At 60.8% G+C, this 25,266-nt stretch carries 15 protein-coding genes; 7 read left to right on the plus strand and 8 right to left on the minus strand.

The window, feature by feature from the left end; genetic code table 11:
• Window positions 1–4 precede the first annotated feature (4 nt).
• On the plus strand, window positions 5–1,732 hold the full coding sequence (locus LCH64_RS22600; protein ID WP_226501301.1) for an autotransporter assembly complex family protein: 1,728 nt from the start codon (window positions 5–7) through the stop codon (window positions 1,730–1,732).
• Entirely contained in the window at window positions 1,729–5,403 is a 3,675-nt protein-coding gene (locus tag LCH64_RS22605; RefSeq protein ID WP_226501302.1) for a translocation/assembly module TamB domain-containing protein, read from the plus strand. Before LCH64_RS22600 ends, LCH64_RS22605 begins: the two co-directional genes overlap by 4 nt.
• Window positions 5,404–5,608: 205 nt before the next feature.
• On the opposite strand, the gene LCH64_RS22610 is transcribed toward LCH64_RS22605, so the two are convergent.
• The 8 genes from LCH64_RS22610 to LCH64_RS22645 form a co-directional block, all read right to left on the minus strand.
• Window positions 5,609–8,095, minus strand: coding sequence for a fimbria/pilus outer membrane usher protein (locus LCH64_RS22610; protein ID WP_226501303.1), 2,487 nt, complete (start codon window positions 8,093–8,095; stop codon window positions 5,609–5,611).
• Window positions 8,096–8,180: 85 nt separating this feature from the next.
• Window positions 8,181–8,930 (minus strand): molecular chaperone, encoded by a 750-nt coding sequence (locus LCH64_RS22615; protein ID WP_226501304.1) that lies wholly within the window; start codon window positions 8,928–8,930, stop codon window positions 8,181–8,183.
• Between the two features lie 72 nt (window positions 8,931–9,002).
• Window positions 9,003–9,599: a fimbrial protein gene (locus LCH64_RS22620; RefSeq protein WP_003223724.1), complete on the minus strand. Its 597-nt coding sequence runs from the start codon at window positions 9,597–9,599 to the stop codon at window positions 9,003–9,005.
• A 108-nt stretch (window positions 9,600–9,707) separates the two neighbouring features.
• A complete protein-coding gene (locus LCH64_RS22625) occupies window positions 9,708–10,355 on the minus strand; it encodes a response regulator (protein ID WP_003223726.1) in 648 nt (215 codons plus the stop codon).
• Window positions 10,356–10,376: 21 nt separating this feature from the next.
• Window positions 10,377–13,544: a hybrid sensor histidine kinase/response regulator gene (locus LCH64_RS22630; RefSeq protein ID WP_226501305.1), complete on the minus strand. Its 3,168-nt coding sequence runs from the start codon at window positions 13,542–13,544 to the stop codon at window positions 10,377–10,379.
• An 86-nt stretch (window positions 13,545–13,630) separates the two neighbouring features.
• Window positions 13,631–14,818, minus strand: coding sequence for an EAL domain-containing response regulator (locus LCH64_RS22635; protein WP_226501306.1), 1,188 nt, complete (start codon window positions 14,816–14,818; stop codon window positions 13,631–13,633).
• Window positions 14,805–17,618, minus strand: a complete 2,814-nt coding sequence (locus LCH64_RS22640) for an ATP-binding protein (RefSeq protein ID WP_103485349.1) — start codon at window positions 17,616–17,618, stop codon at window positions 14,805–14,807. The genes LCH64_RS22635 and LCH64_RS22640 overlap by 14 nt, the downstream gene beginning before the upstream one ends.
• 52 nt (window positions 17,619–17,670) lie before the next feature.
• Complete coding sequence (locus tag LCH64_RS22645; protein ID WP_226501307.1) at window positions 17,671–18,297, minus strand: fimbrial protein; 627 nt, start codon at window positions 18,295–18,297, stop codon at window positions 17,671–17,673.
• A 522-nt stretch (window positions 18,298–18,819) separates the two neighbouring features.
• Between LCH64_RS22645 and LCH64_RS22650 the strand changes: the two genes are divergently transcribed.
• The 5 genes from LCH64_RS22650 (at window position 18,820) to LCH64_RS22670 (ending at window position 25,254) form a co-directional block, all read left to right on the plus strand.
• Window positions 18,820–20,142 carry a hypothetical protein gene (locus tag LCH64_RS22650; protein WP_226501308.1) on the plus strand — a complete coding sequence of 441 codons (1,323 nt, stop codon included), beginning with the start codon at window positions 18,820–18,822 and terminating at the stop codon, window positions 20,140–20,142.
• A 257-nt stretch (window positions 20,143–20,399) separates the two neighbouring features.
• Window positions 20,400–20,882 carry a MarR family transcriptional regulator gene (locus tag LCH64_RS22655; protein ID WP_045122382.1) on the plus strand — a complete coding sequence of 161 codons (483 nt, stop codon included), beginning with the start codon at window positions 20,400–20,402 and terminating at the stop codon, window positions 20,880–20,882.
• Entirely contained in the window at window positions 20,872–22,341 is a 1,470-nt protein-coding gene (locus tag LCH64_RS22660; RefSeq protein WP_226501309.1) for an efflux transporter outer membrane subunit, read from the plus strand. Before LCH64_RS22655 ends, LCH64_RS22660 begins: the two co-directional genes overlap by 11 nt.
• A 14-nt stretch (window positions 22,342–22,355) precedes the next feature.
• Window positions 22,356–23,558: an HlyD family efflux transporter periplasmic adaptor subunit gene (locus LCH64_RS22665; protein ID WP_103485344.1), complete on the plus strand. Its 1,203-nt coding sequence runs from the start codon at window positions 22,356–22,358 to the stop codon at window positions 23,556–23,558.
• Between the two features lie 166 nt (window positions 23,559–23,724).
• Window positions 23,725–25,254, plus strand: a complete 1,530-nt coding sequence (locus LCH64_RS22670) for a DHA2 family efflux MFS transporter permease subunit (RefSeq protein WP_103485343.1) — start codon at window positions 23,725–23,727, stop codon at window positions 25,252–25,254.
• Window positions 25,255–25,266: the final 12 nt, after the last annotated feature.

The raw sequence follows: 25,266 nt of genomic DNA on the forward strand, positions 1-25,266 counted from the left end.
GCCTATGAAGTTTCCAGGAAGATTTACCAGTGGCGTGCTCATGCTGTTAACCAGCTGCGCGGCGCTGGCGCAAAGTGAATTGGACGTGCGGATCAAACCGTCCAACGACGAACTCAAGGCCAATATAGAAGGCTATATCGGCAGCCTCGGCGATCGTGACGAACAAGCCTTGCTGCGCTTCAGTCGCGGGGCCGAGGAGCAGGCGCGCAAAGCCGCGCAGGCCTTGGGCTACTACCAGCCGCAGATCGACAGTGACGTCAAGGGCGGCGAAAAACCGCGCCTGGTGCTGAACATCGATCCCGGTGAGCCGATTCGCCTGCGCAACGTCACCGTGCGCGTCGACGGGCCTGCCGCCTCCCTCAAATCCTTTCGTGTTCCGAGCAGCGACACGCTCAAGTCCGGCGCGGTGCTCAACCATGGGCGTTATGAAGACGCCAAACGCCTGATCCAGAACCAGGCCTCGCGCTTCGGTTTTTTCAGTGGCCATTTCACCAGTCAGAAACTCCTGGTCGACCCGCGAGCCGGGGTGGCCGACGTCGAATTGATCTACGAAAGCGGTCCGCGTTATGCGCTGGGCAAAGTCAGTTTCGAGGGCGACACACCCTTCGACGAAGACCTGCTGCAACGCATGGTGCCGTTCAAGGCTGGCGACCCGTATGACTCCGAGCTGATCGCCGAACTCAATCGCGACCTGCAATCGAGCGGCTATTTCGAAGGTGTGCGCGTCGATGCTGCGCCGACGGCGGCGAAAAACGATGTGATCCCGGTCGATGTCAAACTCGACACGCGTAAGCCACGCACCATGGGCCTGGGCCTCGGTTACTCCACCGACGTCGGCCCGCGGATCAAGGCCAACTGGACCCGTCACTGGGTCAACCCGCAGGGCGACAGCTATGGCTGGGAAGCCGAGTTGTCGGCGCCACGGCAGAACGTCGGGCTGTTCTATGACATCCCGCTCGATCCACCGCTGACCGACAAACTGCGCTGGGCCGGTGGTTACCAATATGAAGACATCGACGGCTCGGACACCCTGAGCAAGCTGCTGACCTTCGGTCCCGAATGGCACAGCAAGTTGCCCAGCGGCTGGCAGCGGGTCATCTCGCTGAAATGGCAGCGTGAGGAATATCAGCTCGGTGACGACTCCGGTCTCAGTACCTTGTTGATGCCCGGTATCAGTTACTCGTACCTGAAAAGCGACAATCGCATCGATCCGCACAACGGCTATCGCCTGACCTTTGAAAGCAAAGTGGCGAAGGAAGGTCTCGGCTCTGACAACAATCTGCTGTATGGCACGGCGTTGATCAAAGGCCTGACCACCGTGTTCGACAATCACCGCTTCCTCGGGCGGGTGCAGGTCGGCGGCAGCGCCACCAACGGTTATAACTCGGTACCGCCGTCGTTGCGCTTCTTCGCCGGTGGCGATCAGAGCGTGCGCGGTTACGACTACCAGAGCCTGTCCCCGGAGAACTCCAAGGGCGACCGCATCGGTGGTCGCTACATGGTCGCCGGCAGCGTCGAGTATCAGTACTCGATTGCCGAAAAATGGCGGGTCGCGACCTTCGTCGACCAAGGCAACTCCTTCAACAAACTCGAACTGCCGAACCTCAAGACCGGGGTCGGTATCGGTGTGCGCTGGGTCTCGCCGGTGGGGCCGATCCGCCTCGACCTGGCCCACGCGCTGGACGACGACGGCGGCATCCGGCTGCACTTTTCCATGGGGCCTGAGCTGTGAAGCGTGGTTTGAAAATTACCGCTCTGGCGCTGTTGGCGCTGGTGTTATTGATCGTACTGAGCATCAGCGCGGTACTCGGAACGCAGGCCGGCAGCCGTTGGGCGCTGGGCCTGGTGCCGGGTCTGAGCGTGGAGAATTTCCAGGGCCGTCTCGGCGGACAATGGAGCGCCGACCACCTGCTGTGGCAGCAGGGCAGCAGCCGGGTCGAGCTGAACCGGCCGATCTTCGCCTGGTCGCCGCTGTGCCTGACCCGCATGACGCTGTGCATCGAACAGCTCAAGGCTGATCAGGTGATCCTGCAATTCCCGCCGAGTGAAGAAACCAGCGAGAGCGGCCCGATCAAACTGCCGGATCTGCAATTGCCGGTGGCCATCGAACTGGGTGACGTGCAGGTCGGCAGCCTGCTGTTCAACGGCAGCGAGCAGCTCAAGGGCCTGCAACTGGCGGCGCACTGGACCGCCCAAGGTATGCAGATCGACAGCGTGAAACTGCAGCGCGACGATCTGAGCTTGAACCTCTCCGGCTTGCTGCAACCGACCGGCAACTGGCCGCTGAACATCACCGGTGACCTGACCCTGCCGTCTCCGGGCACAGGCCCATGGACACTGGCGTTGAAAGTCGACGGCGATCTGCTGAAAACCCTCAACCTGCATGCCGACAGCCGTGGCTACCTCGACGGCCAGTTGAGCGGCGAACTGCAGCCACTGGCAGAAAACCTCCCGGCCAAGGTGCGCATCACCTCCGAGGCATTCAAACCGAGCGCCGATCTGCCGGACACTCTGCAATTCAATCAACTGGTTTTGACCGGTGAAGGTGACCTGAAAAACGGTTACCAGTTGCTCGGCAACGCCACGCTGCCCGCCGAAAAAGGTCCCGTAGCGTTGCTGCTCAAAGGCAAGGTCGATGCCAGCGGCGCGCAGATCGCCGGCCTCGACCTGAGTGCCAACGACAAGCAAAGCCTCAAACTCACCGGCAGCGTTGACTGGAGCAAGGGCCTCAGCGCTCAGGCCAACATCAACTGGCAGGATTTTCCGTGGCACCGGTTGTATCCCGAGATTGACGAGCCGCAAGTCGCCTTGCGCACCTTCACTGGCGAAGTCTCCTACACCGATGGCCAATACCTCGGTAACTTCGCCGCCGACCTCGATGGCCCGGCGGGGGCGTTCAGCCTGAGCAGTCCGTTCAGTGGCAGCCTGAAACAGATCGCGTTGCCGCAACTGAAAATGCAGGCCGGTCAGGGCAAGGCTGAAGGGCATGTGAACGTGCAGTTCGCCGACGGCATCGCCTGGGACACGGCGCTGTATCTTTCGGCGCTGAACCCGGCGTACTGGGTCGCGGAGTTGCCGGGCACCCTGGCCGGGCCGCTGCGCAGCAAAGGCGAAATGAAGAACGAGCGCCTGAGCCTCACCGCCGACCTCGACCTCAAGGGCAAACTGCGCGGACAACCGGCGGTGCTGCAAGCCAAGGCTGACGGCGTCGGCGAACAGTGGAATCTCAACGCCCTGCAAATCCGCCTCGGCGACAACAGCATCAGCGGCAAGGGCAGCCTGCAACAGAAACTCATTGGCCAGATCGACATCAAACTGACGCGTCTGGCCCAGCTCTGGCCGCAGTTGCGCGGGCAGGTCAACGGTCAGGTCAATGTCGCCGGCACGCTCCAGGCGCCGCAAGGCAAGCTCGAGCTGCAAGGTTCGCAACTGGCGTTCCAGGACAATCGTCTGCAAAGCCTCAACCTCGACGCCACGCTCGACAGTGCGCAACGGGCGAAGATCGACTTGAAGGGCAGCGGCATTCAGGCCGGCGATACCAATCTCGGCGTGTTGACCGCCAGCGCTCAGGGCGATATCAAGCGCCAGACACTCAACCTCGACCTGCTCGGGCCGAAGCTGAAACTGGCCCTCGGTCTGGACGGCAATCTGGACAAAGGCAACTGGCGCGGTCGTTTGGCCAGCGGCGATATTCAGGCCGGCGGCCAGGACTGGAAACTGCAGAACCCGGCCAAACTGGAGCGTCTGGCTGACGGCAAGATCAATTTCGGCGCGCATTGCTGGATGTCCGGCAATGCCAGCCTGTGCGGTGAAGACCAGCGGCTGCAGCCCGAGCCGAAACTGCGCTACCACCTCAAGCAGTTCCCGATCGAAAGCCTCGCACAATGGTTGCCGAAAGACTTCGCCTGGCAGGGCAAGCTCAACGCCGATCTGCAACTGGATCTGCCGGCCAGCGGCCCGAACGGCGTGGTCAGCATCGACGCCAGCGGCGGCACTTTGCGCATGAAGGAAAAGGATCAGTGGCTGGACTTCCCGTACCAGACCCTGAAGCTCACCAGCAAACTCACACCGAAGCGCATCGACACCGATCTCAATTTCGTCGGCGGCAAGCTCGGTGAATTGATGGTGCAGGCGCAGCTCAATCCGCTGCCGAAAAACAAGCCGTTGAACGGCTCGTTCCGGCTCTCCGGCCTGGACCTGTCGGTGGCGCGGCCGTTTGTACCGATGGTCGAGAAGCTCACCGGACGCCTGAACGGCAGCGGGACGATTTCCGGCGGGCTGCTGGCGCCGCTGGTCAACGGCACGGTGAAACTCAGCGACGGCGAAGTCTCCGGCGCCGAGCTGCCGATGGAACTCAAAGACCTGCAACTGCAAGCAGTGATTGCCGGCGAGTCCGTGCGTCTGGACGGCGGCTGGAAAAGTGGCAAGACCGGGCAGGGCAGTCTGAACGGTAATGTTGCCTGGGGGCAGGCGCTGATGGTCGATGTGGCGCTCAAGGGCACGCAATTGCCGGTCACCGTCGAGCCGTATGCCAAGCTGGAAGTGGCGCCGGATCTGAAAATCTCCATGGCCGGCGATGAGCTGAAGATCGCCGGCAAAGTGCTGGTACCCAGAGGCGAAATCACCGTCCGCGAACTGCCGCCCTCCACGGTTAAAGTCTCCGATGACACGATCATCGTTGGTGCGCAGACCGAAGAGGGTAAACCGCCGATGGCCATGAAGATGGACATCGACGTGGTGGTCGGTGACGACAAACTCAGCTTCGCCGGATTCGGCCTGACCGCCAATCTGCAAGGTCATGTGCACATCGGCGACAACATGGACACCCGTGGCGAGCTGTGGCTCAACGACGGCAAATACCGCGCCTACGGCCAGCGCCTGACGGTTCGGCGTGCACGGCTGTTGTTCGCTGGTCCCATCGACCAGCCGTATCTGGACATCGAAGCGATCCGCCAGACCGACGACGTGATCGCCGGTATTCGTCTGAGCGGCAGCGCCGAGCAGCCGACCACGCAAATCTTCTCCGAGCCGGCCATGAGCCAGGAGCAGGCGCTGTCGTATCTGGTGCTCGGTCGTCCGTTGAGCAGCAACGGCGAGGACAACAACATGCTCGCCCAGGCAGCACTTGGCCTCGGCTTGATGGGCAGTTCCGGGGTCACCAGCAGTCTGGCCAAAGACCTGGGGATTCAGGACTTCCAACTCGACACCCAAGGCAGCGGCAACACCACCAGCGTGGTCGCCAGCGGCAATATCTCCGAGAAACTCAGCCTGCGTTATGGCGTCGGTGTGTTCGAGCCGGCCAACACCATTGCGCTGCGTTACAAGCTGAGCAAGAAGGTTTATCTCGAAGCCGCCAGCGGTGTCGCCAGTTCGCTGGATATTTTCTATAAGCGCGATTTCTAGATTGCACCTGTTTATTCGAATCGAGGCGCGGCCTGCGCGAGCAGGCTCGCTCCCACATTCGATCTGTGTCAGGCATGGATTTGTCTTCGCTCGATATCCCCTGTGGGAGCGAGCCTGCTCGCGAAGGCGTCTTCTCATTCATCGATGATGCTGAGGCTGACGAACGCTTCGCGAGCAGGCTCGCTCCTGATTTGAACTGTTGGGATTACTGGGGCGGGCGGCACACCAGCGCCACCCGCTCATAGTTCAGCGCCTTGTTGCGTTCCGGCAACGCATAAGGCGCTTCGCACTGCTGCCCCTGCCAATTGATGGTCAGGGTGCCGGTGTCGGCCTCCATGAGCGCCAGTGCCTTGCCGCCAGGGTCGGAGATCGCCAGTTGCTTGCCAGCGCTGTCCTCCAGCGATGCGCCAAACGGGATCGGTTTGTGCTGCGCGTCGAACAAGGCGAACTGCACGCGGCGTCCGGTCTTGCTGGCGTAACGCGCCAGTACCACGGCACCGCGGCGTGGCACCACTTGTCGGGTCGCATTGTCGATCTCGACGTCGCCGCCCAGATCGCGAGTGTCTAGGTTGATCCAGTTCACGCGATAGGGCTGGGCGTTGGGCACCACGGCGAAACCGTTGCTGCCGGTCTTGGCCCCGGAGAAACTGCCGATTTTTACCCCTTGCACACCTTCGACCTGCGCCAGCGCGAACGTCTCGCCAACGGTTTGCCCCAGGTTGATCCCGCCGGCATGGCCGACGATCGAACCTGCCAGGTTCAGGTTCTGCGAGTTGTAACCGCGGCCCTGACTGTAGCCGGCACTGATATCCATCACCGAGGTGCGGGTGCTCAGGTTGACCGAGCCGGAGCTGCCGCCGGTGCTGCTGTTGCCGGCTTGTACCGAGTAATAGGTGTCGCTGTCTTCTGACAGATAGCCGTTGATACCCATTTGCGTGGTGTCGCTGGATTTCTGCGTGCTGGCCGAGACAAACGCCCGCGGTGCACGAGGTTTGGAACCCAGTGGGAACGACACCGACAGGTTGACCAGCGTGTCATTGTTCGCCGTCCCGTAATTGCCGACATCCTTGGTATACGTCGCGCCGAGGTTGTAACTCACATCCCCCCAATAGTTGCTGTAACCGGCAGACAGGCTTTGCGAACCGCCGCGTCCCCAATAACGCTGGTCGCTGGCGTTCACGTAGACGCTGCCATATTCCTGGTTGCGCCCCAGGCTCTGGTTGACGGTCAGGTCGGTACGGGTTTTCGAGTTGCCGGTACGTTGCTGACCATCGCGGCTCAACTCCTCGACGTGCTCGGTAAGGGTGCGATAGCCCTCGGTCGAGTAGCGGTAGGCCGCCAATGTGAAGTTGGTGTCGGTGCCGGTGAACGTCTTCGCATACAAAGCGCGCAAGCTGTTGCCGGTGACCGTTTCGCCGAAGGTGTTACTCATGGAGTGGGTCAAGTCCAGTGAGATCGCACCGATGGCGGTATTGCGGCCAGCGCCGACGGACAACGCCTTGAAATTGTCCGTCGCCTGCACACCGACGATCCCGGACAAGTTGCTGCTGATGCCATACGCCAGTGTGCTGCTGACAAACTGCGGGGTCTTCTGATCCTCGCTGTTGCTGTTGTACTGGCCGGCCGAGACGCTGTACTTCAACTGGCCCTGACGGACCATGATCGGCAGGCTGGAAAACGCTTGCACGGTCACCCGGCGCCGACCATCGGCTTCGATAATCGTCACTTCCAGGTCGCCGTTGGAGCCGCTGGGATAGATATCACTGATCTCGAACGGACCCGGTGGCACGTTGGCCGAGTAGAGAATGTAGTTGTTCTGGCGAATCTCCACGGTGGCGCTGGACTGCGCAATGCCGCGAATGACCGGCGCATAACCGCGCTCGCTGTCGGCACGCATGCCGTCGTCGGACGCCAGTTTCAGGCCGCGGTAGCGCACGCTGTCAAACAGGTCGGCATCGGAGAAAATATCCCCGGCGCTGAACTGGCCTTTCAGGGTGGTCACGTCATGTTGCAGGTAACTGCGGTTGCTTTTGAACGTGCTGGGGCGACCAGTGCTGCTGCTGAAGTTCGACTCGTTGCGCAAGCGCCAGGCACCAAGGTTGATGCCGTTGCGCAGGCCGACGTTGTTGGACAGGGTGTTGTCAGCCTGAGTGCTGTTGCGGCTGCTGCTCAACTGATAATTGATGAACGCGGCGGGTACGCCTTCGTCCCACAGCGCCGGGTCGACGTAACCCCGTCGGCCACGCTCCATGGCGCTTTGCGGGACACTGACCAGCAGGCGCAGGCGCGGCACGTCGTAACGCACGCTGGCGTGATCGATCAGGGCGGGCAAGTTGATACAGGCGTCGGGGTCATCACCGGCCAGTTTGCCGCTGGCTTGCAGTTTGCCGATGTCGACCCCCAGTTGCTGCACCATCTCCAGGGTCAGACAGGCCTCGACCTTGCCCGTACCGGGGTGGCGCCGGAAGTCGATATCGCGCCGGCCGACCAGCGTCTCGTTGCCGTAGAGGTCGACCCGGTAATTGCCGGGCAGCACGCGACTGCTGGCGAGCAGTGATCGCAGGTCGACAGAGGAGGGGGCGCCTTGCAGAAACGATGTATTGAATTGTTCTTCATCATCGGCCAGGCAGGTGCAACTGAACGCCAGGGCAATCGAAAATGGTGCCAATCCGTCGCGCTTGAGTAAAAACATGCAGGAACCCTATATCACCTCCGATACGAACTAACGGAGCGAAGAGAAATACAGTGAAAGTGCTGCTGTGGCAGCGGCACGAAAGTTATGGCGCTTCTTTATTCAAGCTGGCTCGAGTGTCGGCACTGCTGGAAAGTTGCGCGCTATAACGATCTTGTGCGCCGTAGTCATTAATGCTGCTGAATAACAGGCGTACTGTATTGGCGTTGTGAAGTTGTTTGAGACTGAACTCTTTTTGTTCGCCGGGCGCGATCATCATCGAATCAAAGGGATGTTCGTTGATTGCGCCGGATTGCAGAGTGATACCGGCAATCGACACGTGATACTGGCCTGGATTGTTCACCACCAACAAGTTCTTGCCGGCGCGTTGGGTCAGGCGCCAGGTCAGTTCGCCTGGTGCCAGATAGGCGTTGTTTTTCAATGCCGGCGGGCGGAAGAACACCTTGATGCGCTGGCGCACGGCCAACTGCAAAGTGTTGGCGGATTTCGCCGACTGGGGGATTTCCTGCACGTTGAGCCAGACCACCGACTCGCGGTCGGTCGGCATGCCCGCGCCTTCGTAGATCACCCGCAAGATCTGCTGTTCGTCGCCGCTGACGCGTACCAGTGGCGGGGTGACGGCAAACGGTACGGCGGCGGTTTCGCTGGAATCGGTGTCGATCCATGACTGAATCAATACATCTGCACCGCTGTTACGCACGGTGATTCCGGCTTCCTTGTGCTGGCCGTCGAAGACCAGACGGGTGCTGCTCAAGGAAATGCCGGCCATGGCCTGATTGGCCACGAGCAGGCCCAAAAGGCCCGCGCAAAAGGACAATGAGTGACGATAAAACATAAGGGGCACCGCGCAGTTGAATGAGGGTGCAGGGCCGGACGGCCCCGCACCAGGCTTGATTGCTCGCGCGGGTTATTCGTATTGCAGCGTGAACGGCAGGGTGGCGTCACCACGACCGGCAACGGCGGTTGCCACGTCGCCAGTGGTGACATAGGCGGCCGAGAATTTCAGCGTGGCGTTGCTGTCTTGCAGGGTGTTTTCGATCTTCGCGGTGGACGGCGAACTCAGGTCGATCAACGCGCCGTTGGAGTCGAGCAAGGCGATACCGATGTTCTTCGCAGCGCCCAGACCGTCGATCAGCTTCAGCACTTTGGTCCCGGCAACGATGCCCGAACCTGCGCCCTTGGTCGGTTCGAAGATCATCGCAACCTTGGTCCCGGCGTTGCAGTTGATCTTCATGTCGAAGTTCTCGACGCTCAAAGTGCCGTTGCCTTTAGGTGCAGTGGCGGTGCCCATGTCCTTGATCGATACTTCGCCCATGTCGACAGAAATGGTTTTGTTCTTGCCGGCGCCTTCAACCGAGCAGGCATCGTTGTTGATGGTGCCGGTGAAGTTGATGGTGCCGCTGCCAGCCTTGGTCGGGGTTGGGGCAGGTGGATCTTCTGCCAGAGCGTTGCCGGCAGCGGCGATGATCGAAAGGGCGAGAAGTGCGCGAGTCAGCTTTTTCATGTTGTTTCCAATGGTTGGGATTAAAACAACAACACGATATAACGCGTACTTTTGCCGGGACATCAGACGATTCCTAGAAGTCGTCTTTAACTGGGGTGTGATTACCAGTTAGTTGAACAAGTCGCGCTCTATGCAATAAGTCAGCAAGTCCTGATCACTGCTGACTTCAAGTTTGCGCATGGCCGATATCTTTTGAGTGCTGATGGTCTTGGCACTTCTGTTCAAACTCCGGGCAATCTCGCTGACGCCCATTCCCGAAACGAACAAACGCAATATTTCATGTTCCTTGGGTGACAAGCGGGTAAAGCGCTCGTCGAGGTCAGCATTGTCGACGAGCACCGAAGTCGGCGGCGGCCCGTTGCTGCGCACCGGATTACCCCGGGCGATGGCCTTGAGCGCCGTTTCGATTTCGATGTGCAACTGGTTTTTCTGAATGATCGCCAGCACCCCGAGTTCTTGCAGGCGCGTCAGGATCAGCGGGTTGGAAATCATCGTCAGCACCAGCACGCGGACGCAGGGAAAGTGCCGCGTCAGGTACTCCACCAGTTTCAGACCATCGCCGTAGGTCGAGTCGCCGGGCATGTTGAAATCGGTGATGACCAGATCCACCTGGCGGGTTTCCAGCAGGTTGATCAGTTCGCTGGAGCAAACGGCTTCGCCCACCACGCGAAAGCGTTGGTCACGCTCAACCAGCTCACGTACCCCCACCAGAACGATGGGATGGTCATCGGCAATGACAACGTTGAGGGTTTCCATGGGTGATTATCCAGAGTGAGATTATTCAAGGGTATCCAATAGATCGTTCAATTGAGCCAGATTCCGGCGGACTTCCAGGTCCAGGGCGCTGGTCACGGCCATGCCGTGCAAACGGCACTCCAGCTCGACAAAGGTTGTGGCCATGGCTTCGATCTGCACTGCACCCAAAGCGCCGGCCATGCTGTGCAGTTGCTGCGCCACGCGATGGGCGTCGGCGCTGTCCAGTGCTGTCAGGGTGGTGTGGATGTCCTGACGCAGGGTGGTGACAAACAGTTCGCGCATTTTCGGCGACAGCTGGATCGGCGCAACGACTGCCGCCGGCAAGGCGATTTTGCAGTGTTTTTCCAGATGCGTGCGCAAGGTGGCCAGGTTCAGCGGCTTGACCATCCAGGCGTTCATGCCGACAGCGGCGCAGCGCTGGCCTTCTTCGCGCAGGGCGTTGGCGGTGACGCCGATAATCGGCAGGGTCTGGTCCAGTTGGCGCAACGCCGTGGCCAATTGGTAGCCGTTCATGACCGGCATGTTGACGTCGGTCAGCAGCAGATCAAAGCGCCCCGGTACCCATTGCGCCAGTGCCTGTTCGCCATTCGTCGCGACGACCACCGAGCAGCCCAGCACCTCCAGTTGCTCCTTGATGATGGCCGAGTTGATCACGTTGTCTTCCGCTACCAGCACATGCAGCTTCAATGGCCGGGGCTTGTCCGCCGCCGCAGGCCGACTTTCGCTGCTGGCGCCGTGTTGCGCCCGATAAATCGCCCAGGCGATCGCGCGCACATCATGGGCGTCGACTTCATGATCGATCCCGCGTAACTGCGCCGGATTGGGGCCGTCCGCTGTGGCGATGATTCTCGGCCCGGGCCACGCGCTGATGTTGGCCAAAGGTGCAAGCTCGACCAGCAGCGCTGATGACGCAGGGGTGTCGGCCGTCAGCGTACGGCAGTCGAGGCCAAAACGGTTGAGCCAGGCGATCAGGTGTTGTGCCTGCTCAGTGACCTGTGCCCGCACGCAGACTGCGGGGGAACCGAGGCTGAATGCAGGGCAATCGGCAAGCTCGCCGGGCGCGTGTTCCAGCGCAAGTTGCAGGGTGAAACTGCTGCCGAGTCCGGGTTCGCTGACCACGTTCAACTGGCCTGCCATCAACTCGCACAGCCATTTGCAAATGGCCAGACCCAGTCCGGCACCGGCCTGCTCGGTGGCGTCGTTGACCTGATAGAAGGGGTCGAACAGCTGCTGTTGTTGCGCTTGGGAAATCCCCACCCCGGAATCGCTGATCTGCCATTGCACGTTGGCTCGGCCATCGACGCTTTCCAGCAGCCGCACCCGCAGCACTACGCGCCCGTTATCAGTGAACTTGATGGCGTTGCTCAGCAGGTTGTTGAGGATCTGGCGAATTCGTATCGGGTCGCCGCGCAACCGATCCGGCAGCGTCGCGTCGATGCAGGCATACAGTTGCAGGCCTTTGGAACGGGCGAAGGCGCTGTAGGTGCGTACGGTGTCTTCGGTCAGTTCCAGTGGGCAGAAATCCTGAAGTTCGAGGGTCATCTGTCCGGTTTCGATTTTCGACACATCCAGCACATCGCTGATCAGTTGGAACAAGGTGGCCGAGGAACGCTGGATGGTCTGCAGGTAATTCTGCTGCCGCGGGGCGAGCGCGGTCAGACCCAGCAGTTCCAGAGTGCCGAGTACGCCATACAGTGGCGTGCGGATTTCATGGCTCATGGTGGCGAGAAAGCGACTCTTGGCCCGATTCGCCGAGTCGGCGGCCTGACGCGCCTCTTCCAGTGCTGCCGCATCTTCAACATGCCGGGTCACGTCGTGCAGCGCACACAACCAGGCGTCTTGACCCTGATAGCGGGTGGGCACGAAGGCAACGTGCAGGTAGCGTCCGTTGAGTTCAAGGTCAGCGTGGCCGGGGTCGGTGCGCGAGGAGAGCAAACTCATCAACTGGCCGTTGTCATGCCACTGCTGCGCGCGCTGATTTTCCAGCAGCACATGGTGATCGCTGCGGCGAATCACGCACAGGCCGGTTGGTGCTGTGTCGATCACCGCGCGGCTGAACGCCTCGCTTTCGGCGATGCTGGCGTGCGCACTTTGCGCGGGCAGGATGACCCGGGTCTGGTACCAGCGATTGACCGCTCTACTGCAACCAAGCACCGCCAACACCAGCGCCAGCAGACACAGCAACGGCCACAGCGCGTAATCAAGGAAGCTGCGCACACTGATGAAGTAGATTGCCGTCCAGTGTTGTTCGCCGGGGCTGCTCAGTTTAAACACCAGTCCGTCACGCTTGAAGTTCACCCCTTCATCCAGCACCTCGCCGGGTTTCAGGGCGCCGGTCAAGACCACACCACGCGGGGTGATCAAGGTGAAGTCGTCGTAGATCGACCACTGCATCAGCCGCTCGATGTTATTGACCTGAGACAGGTTCATCAGCGAACCCAGTACCACCCAGGTATCGGCACCTTCGACGGTCAGCGCAGTGCTGGCCAGGTTGATACTCACGTAGGCCAGCAGGGTTGGCGTGCTCTTGTCATCCTCGGCAGAGACATAGGGTTCCCAGTGCACCTGAAGATCGGGCAGCGGCGAATTTTGCCCGCGCAGGCGCTGGTTCACCTGGGTCATTACGTCGACCAAATGACCGATCTGCGTCTGTCCCTTACCGCGCAAGCGCCCGGCAGAGGGTACGGCGACATCAAAATTATCGGGACCATTGATCAGCACGACGTGGGGCGACTGATAGTGCGACGCTGACCAGAACGCGCTGTAGTAAGCGGCCAGGTGGGTGCCGAGTGCGAAGATTTTCGGGTATTGGCTGGGCGCGATCCTGTCCGGATTGATCTTCAGGCTGTAGGGCAGCGAAAACGGCAGGCCACGGCCCTCATAGATGCCCGGCCCTTCATCGGGCAAGGGCTTTTGGGAGTAGGGCGGCAATACGGCATTGGTGAGCCGCTCGCCCTTGGCACTTTCCCGGGCGATATCCTGCAGGAACAGTTCCTGTTCGCGGACATTCTCCATCAGTCGGGCAAAGTGAAACTGCACGGTATCGTGTCGCTCTTCGACCATGCGCTTGACCCCCACGTAGCTGATACCCAGTAACAGCAACACCAAGGCGCCGAGCACCAGCAGGCTTTTATTCAGGCGCGATGAACTGCTGGCGAGCTTCTCCAGGAATGCATTGGGATGTGGCATCAGTGGGCCCGGGCAGCAGAGATGAGAGAGCCTTTGAACACAGTGACCTCGATAGCAAGTGACAGTCGTCAACACCCGCTTGCGGGTCAGTACGCGTTCGCCGGCCCGTCATGGGTCAGCAACTGCTGGAATTGATCCGAAGACACGGCATGGGAGATCAGGAAACCCTGAACCTGAGTGCAGTCGATTTTACGCAACAGAGCAAGTTCTTGCGCGGTCTCGACACCTTCGGCCACTACCGTCAGACCCAGCTGCCGTCCCAGGCTGACAATACTGGTGAGGGCCTTGGCCAGCTCTTCGTTGGCGTTGCAGCCATGTACCAGCGTGCGGTCGATCTTCAATTCAGTGAACGGCGCCGAGACCAGATTCATGTACGAGCTGTAACCCTTGCCGAAATCATCCTGTGACAGATCGAACCCCTTGATCCGCAAGCGGCAGGCACCGGCATAGAAGTTGCTGATGTCGTCGGGCACCGAGCACTCCATCAGCTCAAAACAGATCCGTGCCGGCAAGCCTTGATGGGCCAGCACGAACGCGTGAATACGGTCGGGCAGGTCGTGGTTGTTGAGCAGGTGCGTCGGCAGGTTGATCGAGACCGGAATGTCATAGCCCTGCTGGCGCCAGCCGACTTGAGCGGCAATCGCTTGTTCCAGCACTTTCCACAGCAGCTGTTCTTCAAGGCCACAGGCGGCCAGCACCGGCAGGAACTCGCCGGGCAGCAGCGTGCCCTGTTCGGTATGAATCCAGCGCACCAGGGCTTCGGCGGCGACGATCCGGCCATTGTTCAGGGCTTTCTTGGGCTGGAACCAGGCTTGCAGTTCACCGTTGTCCAGCGCGTGCAAAATACGCTCGCGCCCGATGCCTTCGCGAGTCTCGGCCGGCACCGTCTGACGCAACGCCTGCAATTGATTGATCAGGCAGCGCAGGGCGGCGGTGGTCACCGGTTTGGAAATCAGCCCGATCACTTTCACCTGCAGATTGCTCGCCACCAGACTGGCGCCCATCAACATCCGTCGCGAGGCCGCGCTCATGATCGCCAGTGCGGGGCGCGAACGTTGCGCGGCGAGGCCCTGAATGAGCTGCACGCCGTCCATGCCCGGCATCAGCAAGTCGGTGAGTATCAGGTCGAAGTCCCGCTGTTTCAGGCAGGCCAGTGCGGCTTCGCCGTCCCGGACGCCGACCACGTCAAAGTTGCCCAACTCGTTGAACAGATTCTGCAAATAACGGTGCTGGAAGGGGTGGTCTTCGACTATCAAAATGCTACAGGGCTTCATGAGCAACTCGTTCATAAGGAGCCAGGGCCGCGAGCAAGGCTCGCAGCGTAAAAGGTTTGACCAGACAGTGATTCATGCCGGCCGCCAGACACAGGGCATCTTCTCCGCGCAGGGCGTTGGCGGTGGCGCCGATGATCGGGGTGACACAGCCCGCGCGGCGCAGGGCTGCGGTCAGTTCGTAGCCGTTGAGGCGCGGCATGTTGACGTCGGTGAGGACAATGTCGAACTCACTGCCGCGCCAGAGTGACAAGGCCTCTTCGCCATCGCTGGCCAGCGCCACCGTGCAGCCCAGTTCTTCGAGCTGGTCGCGCAGGATCAGTTGGTTTATGGCGTTGTCTTCGGCTACCAGAATGTGCAGACGCAATGGACGCAGCCTATGCGGTTCGTGTTGCTCAGGGAGGGGGGCGATCTGGCCGCCCTGAGCCTGGCGAACGGCGCGCTGGATCGCTGCCAGATCATTCAGATTGACCTTCCAGCCATCAGCGCCGAACTGCGGCTCGTGGGCTCCGTCGCCGCTGGCCAATACTCGCGGGCCGGGCCATGCCTGGCTCGGGCGCAGATCGGAGGGCGTGGGATACAGCTCAAGCAGCACGACGCTGCAGTCGGGTTCCGTGCAATCGGGTGTGCCTATCTGCGGACGGGCGCCCCAGCGGCGCAACCAGCCGCAGAGACTTTCGGCCAGTTCGCGCACAGGCGAAACCACGTAAACGAGGTCCGGCGCCAATGCCGGTACGACGGCCGGTGAGGTCTTGTTTGAGGTTTGCTCCAGCGGCACGCTCAAGGCAAAACTGCTGCCCAGCCCCGGCTCGCTGACCATGCGCAGGGTGCCGTTCATCAAGTGCGTCAGCCGCTGACAGATGGGCAAGCCCAGGCCCGTGCCGGCCACCACGTTGGTGTTGCCTTCAGTCTGGTAGAACGGTTCGAAAATGAACGCCTGATCGTCATGGGCGATGCCTTTGCCGGTGTCCGAGACCTGCCATTGCAGGCACACCCGTTCGCCTTCGCGACCGAGCAGTTTGACCCGCAGCACCACGCGCCCGGAATCGGTGAACTTGACCGCGTTGCTCAGCAGATTGTTGAGGATTTGCCGCACGCGGCTGGCATCGCCGATCAACCGCTCCGGCGTTTGCGGATCGAGGCAGGCGTACAGTTGCAGGCCTTTGCTCTGCGCCGCCGCCGCGTAGCCTTGCACCACTTCGTGCACCAGCGTCGTCGGGCGGAACTCGCTCAATTCCAGCGCCAGTTGCCCGGCCTCGATTTTCGACACATCAAGCACGTCGCAAATCAGTTGCAGCAGGGTGGCAGAGGAGCCTTCGATGGCTTGCAGGTAACTTTTCTGTTGGGTATCGAGTTGCGTACGGGCGAGCAATTCCAGGGTACCGAGCACGCCGTACAACGGTGTGCGGATTTCGTGGCTCATGGTCGCGAGAAACAGGGTCTTGGCCTCATTGGCGGCGTCGGCCGACTGGCGAGCCTGTTCCAGCGCCGCTTCGATTTGCCGGCGTGCACTGATGTCGCTGAAGGCACAGAGCAACACGTCTTCGCCTTTGTAGCGGGTCGGCGCGCAGCTCAGGTACAAGTGACGGCCATCGGCGGTCTCGAAGTAATCGGTCAGACCGGGTTCGTTGTCGTCAAACGCCGCGCGGATCCAGCCCGGTCCCAGTTGTTCGCCACGGCGGCCCAGCCATTGGCGGGCGAGGGTGTTTTCCAGCACCACTTGAGCGTCGGTGCGCCGCAGCACGCACAGCGCCACTGGCGCGGTCTGGATCACGTCGCGGCTGAACAGCTCACTTTCCACCAACGCCTGGATCCGGTGAATCGCCGGGTTGATCACGCGGTGTTCCAGGCGTCGGGTCAGCAGGTACACCAGGCTGATGCTCAACAGGCAAAACAGCAGTGCGCCGAGCATTTGCGGCCACAGTGCCCATAGCACCTCGAGCAAATCGATGGAGTAAGTGAGCTGCCAATCCGATGATTTCAGTTGCTTGCGTAACACCAACTGTTCAGGCAGCCAGCCGTCACCGACAAAACCGAAAAAGTCCTGTTGCCGCAGCAGTGGCAGATACTGCCCCGGCGGCGGTTTTTGGCTGTTGCTGAACAGCGGCATGCCCTGCGAATTGAACATGGTGAACTCGCCGGCGCTGTGATCGCTCAAGGCGCTGGAAACTTCGCGGTCGTCCATTTCCAGACCGAGCCAGCCGGAGTTGATGTCGCGTTCGTCCAGGCGAATGAAGATGTACAGCTGCGAGTGCCCGTCAGCGGCATGGGTCAGCCAGAGCTCCTTCAGGTTGGCGCTGTTGTGGTGTTTGAGGGTTTGCAGTCGCTCAAGTGTGGCTCGGGGGAAAGCACTGGTCACCGGCGTCGCGTTGTAAAGGCGCCATACTTGAGACTGGGGGCCGCTGCTGACATATACAAGGTTGAGTTGCCGAGCCTTGAGGTAGTCGCGCATGCGTCGGGTCAGCCAGATGCTCCATTGCTGCGCCGGCGCTTGACCGAGCAGCAGGCGGATCTCTTCATCGGAGACCGGCAGGTCCATGTTGGCCATGCGCGTGGCCGACAGGCTGAGGCTTTCCAGGAGTGCTTCCCGGGTGGTGAAAAAGGTATGCGCTTCGGCGATCGCGCTGCTCATGTAGCTGCGCCGCTGGGACACTTCATTATTGAAGGTAAACAACAGAAAGCTGTAGACGCCGCCGAGAATGCCCACCAGCAGCACCAGGGCAAAAATGCGCAACAGGCGCCGTGCCGCGTGGGGCGAGGACAGGATCGGGCTGATCTGGTGGAGGTAGTTCTTCAATCTCATCCCGGCACTCTAGGGACGGCCAGGTGCCGGGAACATCAGACGATCCTTAGATTTAAAGGTAGTTGACGATGAAGGTGACCTCGGTGTTGGCACTGCCGGCCTTGAGTTCATCTGTCGGCAGACGGTAATACGAAGCCGACAAAGGAATCTTGAAGTCGGTGCCGGTGCTGGTGAACGCGTCGAACGGGTAGGTGGTGCCCAAGGCCATGGGCTGCCCGGCGTCATTCATCAATTGCAGGCCGATGCCCTTGGCGGTGGAGCTGTCATTGAGCGCGACGATGCCTTTGGCCGCATCGATCACCGTGGTATTGGCCTTGAGCGAGTAGGTGACTTTCTTGATGCCGGTCTGGCACTGGTTCAGGCCAATGTTGAAGCGCACCGTGCGCGGTGTTGCGCCAGCCTGGCTGAACTCGTTGAGTTGATAATCATCGCCCATGGCCACCGGTACGGACGGGGTCTGGCAGGAGGCTGCATTCAGTACCAGTGCATTGGCCAGATTAAACCTGTTCAGGATCAGCTCACCGGACTGCAGGTTGCCCAGATTGCCGGCATCAATCCTGACTTGCGACGCCAGTGGGCCGGTCTTGACGATTTCCAGTCTGACCGTACCGGCTCCGATGCCGTAGTAGGTTGAGCTGATCGCAAACAGGGAGGGCTCATAGCGACTTAACATATCCATCCAGATACGGAACGAGAGCCCGGTCTTGCCCAAGGGAAAGGTCGTTACGTTACTGGGTGGGGTGCCTAGCGCGGGATTGACTGCTACGCCGTATTGCGAAGTTGCGCTGCACGACCAGCTGTGCGAGCTCGATTGCTGCGCGGTGTCCTGGTAGACCACTGTGCCATCGGGTGTGTCGGCGGGGATTGTCAGGCCACCATTGGCAAGGCTTGCGCCAAAGTTGAGCGTTTGGGTGCGGGAAGAACCGTTGAATGTGCAATTCGCCGCTATCGCGTCCGACGCGCACGTCAGTAACGTCACCGCAGCCAGGGTGTGCATGGGGCGCTGAAGTTTTGATCGCTTCATGAAAAGGCTATTCGTGTTGGCCAGGGAGGACCGTACGTTAAACACGGGGTCTGCCGAGAGACATCAGGCGATTCCTAGAAAGCGCGTCCGCGCTTCGGAAATTTGAGGATGTATTAGACTCAGCGAAGCCTGAAATCCCGGTAGGTTGCAACTGCCCCAATGCAACAGGAAGCGCCTATGGTCCGCTTGAGTATGGTCTTGCTCGGTAATGACTTTGTCCGCAAGCGTTGGTCGACGCTGGCGCTGACCGGCATTGTCTGGGGCGCGGCCGGGGTGGCGATCTTTATCGATGCGCTGGACGGTGTGCTTTATTTTCCGCTGCATGTCTTTGGCTATCTGCTGTTACTCGAGGCCCTGATCATTCTGTTGGTGCCGGCACCGCAGACCGGCACCGCCGCCGCTTTGCGCAAGGCCCGCGGTCTGGCGTTCCTGCTGCTTGGGCTGCTGATCGTCGACCGGCAACATGTGGCCAGCCTGATTCTGGCAGTGCTGTTCGGTGTGGCGTTTCTGCTCGATGGCGGCTTTCGGCTGGCGGCGGCGGTGGTGGTGCGCTTTGTCGGTTGGCGATTGTCGCTGCTCACCGGATTGTTCGAAATCACCTTTGGCCTGTTCATCCTTGAACCGTATCCGACGTTGTATAAGGGCACGGTGCCGTTCTGCATTGGCATGAGCATCTTTCTTTCGGGCTGCGCGTTGTTGCGCCAGTCACTGCGCTTCAAACACCAGCCACCGTTGGCGAGTCCGGCCTCGGTCGGTGGGCCGGCCCCCAGCACCGCGCTGGTTATCCATGTCTGGACACCCAGCGGCACCGTTGATGACACCCTGGTGCGCAACCGCTTGCTCAATCGTTATATCGCCGCGGTCGACATCAACGGCGTGATCTCCGCCGGCCACGCGGCACTGGAATGTGGCCCGGACATTTACATCAGCCATTACCCGCTGGACGACATCGATCGTTCGGCGGGGGATTTCGTGCGCTTGCTGCGGGCGACGCCGAACAACGATGTCGCCGGGCGGTTTCTGCCTGACTATGCCGGCGAGGTGGCCGACTGGTGCCCGTCTTCGGTTCAGGTCAGTTTTGCTCACTACGACGCCCGGCGGTTGCAGGCGTTCTGGAGCGAATATCGGCAGAACAGCACGTACAACCTCACCAGCCGCAACTGCTCGAGTGCCGTCGCCCACAGCCTCGAAGCAGCCCTTGAAGGGGCGATGAATCGCGGGCATTCGAGCATGCTCGATTTCGCCAGAGTGATACTCAGCCCCGAGTTCTGGGTGGCGGCGCAGGTGCGTAAACGCGCCGAAGTGATGGCCTGGACGCCCGGTCTGGTGCTCGACTATGCACTCGCGTTGCATGCCGCGATCGAGCCCGCACCGCCGGGCTGGCACAGCATGTATGCGGTGATCAAACGCGCCTGTGGTTATGCGATCACCGCCTTGCGCGGGCGCGAAGTGCATCCCCTCCAGCCGCCGGCGGCTGCCCATCCTTCCGATGAATCCTGATCGGCTCTAAACCGAGTTGCTGCCATCGCGAGCAGGCTCACTCCTACATCGGATTGCTGATCGACGCGAAGTCTGTGTTCGCAGGAGATCCCTTGTAGGAGTGAGCCTGCTCGCGATGGCGTTCTTCCATGCACCGCAAAAGCCCAGTCCACTGGTCAACTAATTACAAAGCAACCTAACTATTACGTTGACATTCGCTGCCTAGGCAGTAACATCTCGACATACATTCACTGCCTAGGCAGTTATTAGGTGAGCACATGAAGCATTTCACCCCGGACGAATTCAAGCATTGCCATCTCGGCCTGTTGCTGGGCCGTGCCGCGCTGCTCAAGGACAAGATCATCGACACCCACATGGACCCCCACGGCATCACCGCCGCGCAGTTCAAGGTGTTGATCATCATGGCCCAGTACGGCGTCGATACTCCGGCCGAGCTGTGCCGGCATCTGTCGCTGGACAGCGGTTCGATGACACGCATGCTCGATCGTCTGGAACAGAAAGGTTTCCTGGCTCGCCAACGCAGCGAAGGCGATCGCCGTCAGGTGCAGCTCAAACTCACCGAGCAGGGCCAGCAACTGGCCGATCGTCTGCCGCACATCGGCGCCGATGCAATGAATGAACTGGCCGGCGCCGTCACTACGGACGAGTTGAAGACCCTGGAATACATCCTCAAGAAAATCCTGCTGGCCGCCGGTGACCCGATCACCATCCAGCGCTTAGGTGAACACAATGAGCAGTAAAACCTTGCGCAGCAGCCTGACCCTGGTGCTGTCGGCAATGATCCTTGCCGGTTGCGCCAATTACAGTGGCCTCGACACTCAAGGCAAAAACCTTGATGCGAAAAGCCTGAAAGTCGGCCAGTCCCTCAACGGTGTGACCCTGTCGCCGGCGGCATGGCCGAAAAGCGACTGGTGGACCAGCCTTGGCGACCCACAACTCGACGGTCTGATCCGCGAAGCCCTGCACGACAGCCCGGACATGCAAATTGCTGAAGCCCGCGCCCATCAGGCCAGCGCCGCCGCTTATGCTGCCGATGCCGAACGGTATCCGACCCTCGACGCCAGCGCCGGTATCAGCCGCTCACGTCTGGCCAAGGATCAGGATCCGCTGGGCAAGGGCGATGCCTATGCGACCGTGCGCAATATCAGCGCCGGTTTCAATTACAACTTCGACCTGTGGGGCGGCCAGCGAGATGCCTGGGAAGCCGCTCTCGGTCAGGCCCGCGCTGCGGAAATCGACCGTCAGGCCGCGCAATTGACCCTCGCCGCCGACGTGGCCCGGGCCTACAGCGATCTGGGACAGGCGCACATCGTCTACGACCTGGCCAACGACGATCTGAAACGCACCAAACAGATGCTCGATCTGAGCCAGCGCCGCTTGAGTGCCGGGATCGACAGCCAGTACCAGTTCCAGCAAACCCAAAGCCTTGAGGCCAGTTCCGAAGCCAGCCTGATCGATGCCGAAAAGCGCTTGAACAGCGCCAAGATCGCTCTGGCCGTGCTGCTCGGCAAAGGCCCGGATCGCGGCAACGAAATTGCCCGGCCGAAAGTCCTGCAAGCCAGCGCCGTGGCCGTGCCGTCGGTATTGCCGGCGGAACTGCTCGGTCGGCGTCCGGATCTGGTCGCTGCGCGCTGGCGCGTAGAGGCGGCGAGTAAAGACATCGACTCGGCGAAAACCCGCTTCTATCCCAACCTGAACCTTACGGCGTCTGCCGGTGCCGAATCCTTGTTGGGTGACGCAATGTTCGGGTCGGCCAGTCGCTTCTTCAGCATCGCCCCGACCATCTCGGTGCCGATCTTCGATGGCGGGCGCCTGCGCGCCAACCTTGATGCGCGCGACGCCGATTACGATCTGGCAGTGGCGCAGTACAACAAAAGCCTGGTGAAAGCACTGGGTGATGTCAGCGACACGATCAACCAGTTGCGTGACATCGGCCGGCAGATCGGTGCGCAGCAACACGCCACCGAGATTGCTCAGGATTCTTACAACACCGTCGTCCAGCGTTACGGTTCCGGCATCGGCAACTACCTGGACGTGCTCAGCATCGAGCAGCAATTGCTGCAGGCCCAGCGTCAGCTGGCCAACCTCAATGCCGAGCAGATCGACCTGTCGATTCAACTGATGCAAGCGCTGGGCGGCGGCTTTCAGGGTGAAACCCTGACCGCAGCCAACGCCACCCCAGCCACGTCGCACAACTAATTCAGGTATTTGTCATGGCCACTGCCGAAAACACTCAAACTCAAGACAACACCCCCGACACCGGTAATCCACGTAAGCGCAAAGTCATGCTGCTGGTGCTGGCCGTCGTGGTTCTGCTCGCCGGTGCTGGCGTGTGGGCGTATCACGAATTCATCGGGCGCTTCAACGAAAGCACCGACGACGCCTACGTCAACGGCAACGTCGTTGAGATCACGCCGTTGGTCACCGGCACCGTGGTCAGCATTGGCGCCGACGACGGCGATCTGGTTCACGAAGGCCAGGTGCTGATCAACTTCGACCCCAACGATGCCGAAGTCGGTCTGCAAAGTGCCCAGGCGAAACTGGCGCGTACCGTGCGTCAGGTGCGCGGCCTGTACAGCAACGTCGACGGCATGAAAGCCCAGGTCAACGCGCAACAGGCTGAAGTGCAGAAGGCTCAGGACAACTACAACCGGCGGAAGAACCTCGCTGCTGGCGGGGCGATTTCCCAGGAAGAACTGTCCCACGCCCGCGATGACCTGACCTCGGCGCAAAACGCCCTGGCCAACGCCAAACAGCAACTGAAAACCACCAGCGCGCTGGTCGATGACACCGTGGTTTCGTCGCACCCGGACGTGATGCAGGCTGCTGCTGAACTGCGCCAGGCCTACCTGACCAACGCTCGCAGCACCCTGATTGCGCCGGTCACCGGTTACGTCGCCAAACGTACCGTGCAACTCGGTCAGCGCGTACAGCCGGGCACCGCGCTGATGGCGGTGATCCCGCTGGATCAGCTGTGGATCGACGCCAATTTCAAGGAAACCCAACTGCGTGACATGCGCATCGGCCAACCGGTGGACATCGAGTCTGACATCTACGGCAGCAGCGTGAAGTACAGCGGCACCGTCGACAGCCTCGGCGCCGGTACCGGCAGCGCGTTTGCTCTGTTGCCGGCGCAGAACGCCACCGGTAACTGGATCAAGATCGTCCAGCGTGTGCCAGTGCGGATTCACATCAACGCCGAAGAGCTGGCCAAGCATCCGCTGCGGGTCGGTCTGTCGACCAACGTTGAAGTGAACCTGCATGACCAGAGCGGTCCGGTGCTGGCCCAGCAACCGCCGCAAAAGGCATCGTTCACCACCAACGTTTACGAGCAGCAACTGGCCGAAGCCGACGCGATGATTGCGCAGCTGATCCACGACAACAGCGCGGCGGTGAGCAAAACCGCGCAACGCTAAGGTCACACCCTTCAGGTGCGGGCTTTTGTGGCGAGGGAGCTTGCTCCCGCTCGGCTGCGAAGCAGTCGTGAAGCTTTTAGGGCCGCTTCGCGGCCCAGCGGGAGCAAGCTCCCTCGCCACAAAAAGCGCGCTCCCATAGCGTCAACCCGGTTTCATAGGATTCACAATGAGCAATAACGCCTCTTTCACGCCGCCCAGCCTGTTGCTCAGCACCATCGGCCTGTCGCTGGCGACTTTCATGCAAGTGCTCGACACCACCATTGCCAACGTGGCCTTGCCGACCATTTCCGGCAACCTGGGTGTGAGTTCGGAGCAGGGCACCTGGGTGATCACCTCGTTTGCCGTGAGCAACGCCATTGCGCTGCCGCTGACCGGTTGGCTCAGTCGGCGTTTCGGCGAGGTGAAGCTGTTTCTCTGGGCAACCATTCTGTTTGTGCTGGCCTCGTTTCTCTGTGGTATCTCCACGTCGATGCCGGAACTGATCGGCTTCCGTGTGCTGCAAGGCCTGGTGGCCGGGCCGCTGTACCCGATGACACAGACCCTGTTGATTGCCGTCTATCCCCCCGCGAGGCGCGGCATGGCCCTGGCATTGCTGGCGATGGTCACGGTGGTAGCGCCAATTGCCGGGCCGATTCTCGGCGGCTGGATCACCGACAGCTATAGCTGGCCGTGGATCTTCTTCATTAACGTACCGATCGGCATCTTTGCGGTGATGGTGGTGCGCTCGCAACTGGCCAAGCGTCCGGTGGAAACCAGTCGCCAACCGATGGATTACGTCGGCCTGATCTCGCTGATCATCGGCGTCGGCGCGTTGCAGGTGATCCTCGACAAGGGCAATGACCTGGACTGGTTCGAATCGAACTTCATCATCATCGGCGCGGCGATTTCGGTGATCGCCCTGGCGGTGTTCGTCATCTGGGAAATGACCGACCAGCACCCGGTGGTGAACCTGCGGTTGTTCGCCTACCGTAACTTCCGCATCGGCACGCTGGTGCTGGTGCTGGGTTACGCCGGGTTCTTCGGCATCAACCTGATCCTGCCGCAGTGGCTGCAAACGCAGATGGGTTACACCGCGACCTGGGCCGGTCTGGCGGTGGCGCCGATCGGGATTCTGCCGGTGCTGCTGTCGCCGTTTGTCGGCAAGTACGCGAACAAGTTCGACCTGCGCCTGTTGGCCGGTCTGGCGTTCCTGGCGATTGGTCTGAGCTGCTTCATGCGCGCCGGATTCACCAACCAGGTGGACTTCCAGCACATCGCCCTGGTGCAGCTGTTCATGGGGATCGGCGTGGCACTGTTCTTCATGCCGACCCTGAGCATCCTGATGTCCGACCTGCCGCCGAGCCAGATTGCCGACGGTGCGGGGCTTGCGACGTTCCTGCGGACCTTGGGCGGTAGCTTTGCGGCATCGCTGACCACGTGGATCTGGATTCGCCGCGCCAATCAGCATCATGCCTACATGAGCGAAAGCATCAGCACCTTCGAGCCGGCGACCCGCGAGACCTTGAACCATTTAGGCGGCGCGAGCCAATCGGCGTACGCGCAGATGGATCAGATCCTCACCAGTCAGGCGTACATGCTCTCCACCGTGGATTACTTCACGTTGCTGGGCTGGGGGTTCATGGGGCTGATTCTGATTGTGTGGCTGGCGAAACCGCCGTTTGCGGCGAAGGCCGGCCCGGCTGCCAGCGGTCACTAAGCAAAACACGGT

The organism is Pseudomonas sp. MWU16-30322 (assembly GCF_020515535.1).
Taxonomy (GTDB): Bacteria; Pseudomonadota; Gammaproteobacteria; order Pseudomonadales; family Pseudomonadaceae; genus Aquipseudomonas; species Aquipseudomonas fluorescens_H.

What these genes read in the sequence shown, in the direction of transcription:
- LCH64_RS22610 (WP_226501303.1), bottom strand. Translation starts at nt 8,095, where the DNA reads ATGTTTTTACTCAAGCGCGACGGATTGGCACCATTTTCGATTGCCCTG.
- LCH64_RS22630 (WP_226501305.1), bottom strand. Translation starts at nt 13,544, where the DNA reads ATGCCACATCCCAATGCATTCCTGGAGAAGCTCGCCAGCAGTTCATCG.
- LCH64_RS22670 (WP_103485343.1), top strand. Translation starts at nt 23,725, where the DNA reads ATGAGCAATAACGCCTCTTTCACGCCGCCCAGCCTGTTGCTCAGCACC.
- LCH64_RS22600 (WP_226501301.1), top strand. Translation starts at nt 5, where the DNA reads ATGAAGTTTCCAGGAAGATTTACCAGTGGCGTGCTCATGCTGTTAACC.
- LCH64_RS22625 (WP_003223726.1), bottom strand. Translation starts at nt 10,355, where the DNA reads ATGGAAACCCTCAACGTTGTCATTGCCGATGACCATCCCATCGTTCTG.
- LCH64_RS22660 (WP_226501309.1), top strand. Translation starts at nt 20,872, where the DNA reads ATGAGCAGTAAAACCTTGCGCAGCAGCCTGACCCTGGTGCTGTCGGCA.
- LCH64_RS22620 (WP_003223724.1), bottom strand. Translation starts at nt 9,599, where the DNA reads ATGAAAAAGCTGACTCGCGCACTTCTCGCCCTTTCGATCATCGCCGCT.
- LCH64_RS22655 (WP_045122382.1), top strand. Translation starts at nt 20,400, where the DNA reads ATGAAGCATTTCACCCCGGACGAATTCAAGCATTGCCATCTCGGCCTG.
- LCH64_RS22665 (WP_103485344.1), top strand. Translation starts at nt 22,356, where the DNA reads ATGGCCACTGCCGAAAACACTCAAACTCAAGACAACACCCCCGACACC.
- LCH64_RS22615 (WP_226501304.1), bottom strand. Translation starts at nt 8,930, where the DNA reads ATGTTTTATCGTCACTCATTGTCCTTTTGCGCGGGCCTTTTGGGCCTG.
- LCH64_RS22645 (WP_226501307.1), bottom strand. Translation starts at nt 18,297, where the DNA reads ATGGATATGTTAAGTCGCTATGAGCCCTCCCTGTTTGCGATCAGCTCA.
- LCH64_RS22635 (WP_226501306.1), bottom strand. Translation starts at nt 14,818, where the DNA reads ATGAAGCCCTGTAGCATTTTGATAGTCGAAGACCACCCCTTCCAGCAC.
- LCH64_RS22650 (WP_226501308.1), top strand. Translation starts at nt 18,820, where the DNA reads ATGGTCCGCTTGAGTATGGTCTTGCTCGGTAATGACTTTGTCCGCAAG.
- LCH64_RS22640 (WP_103485349.1), bottom strand. Translation starts at nt 17,618, where the DNA reads ATGAGATTGAAGAACTACCTCCACCAGATCAGCCCGATCCTGTCCTCG.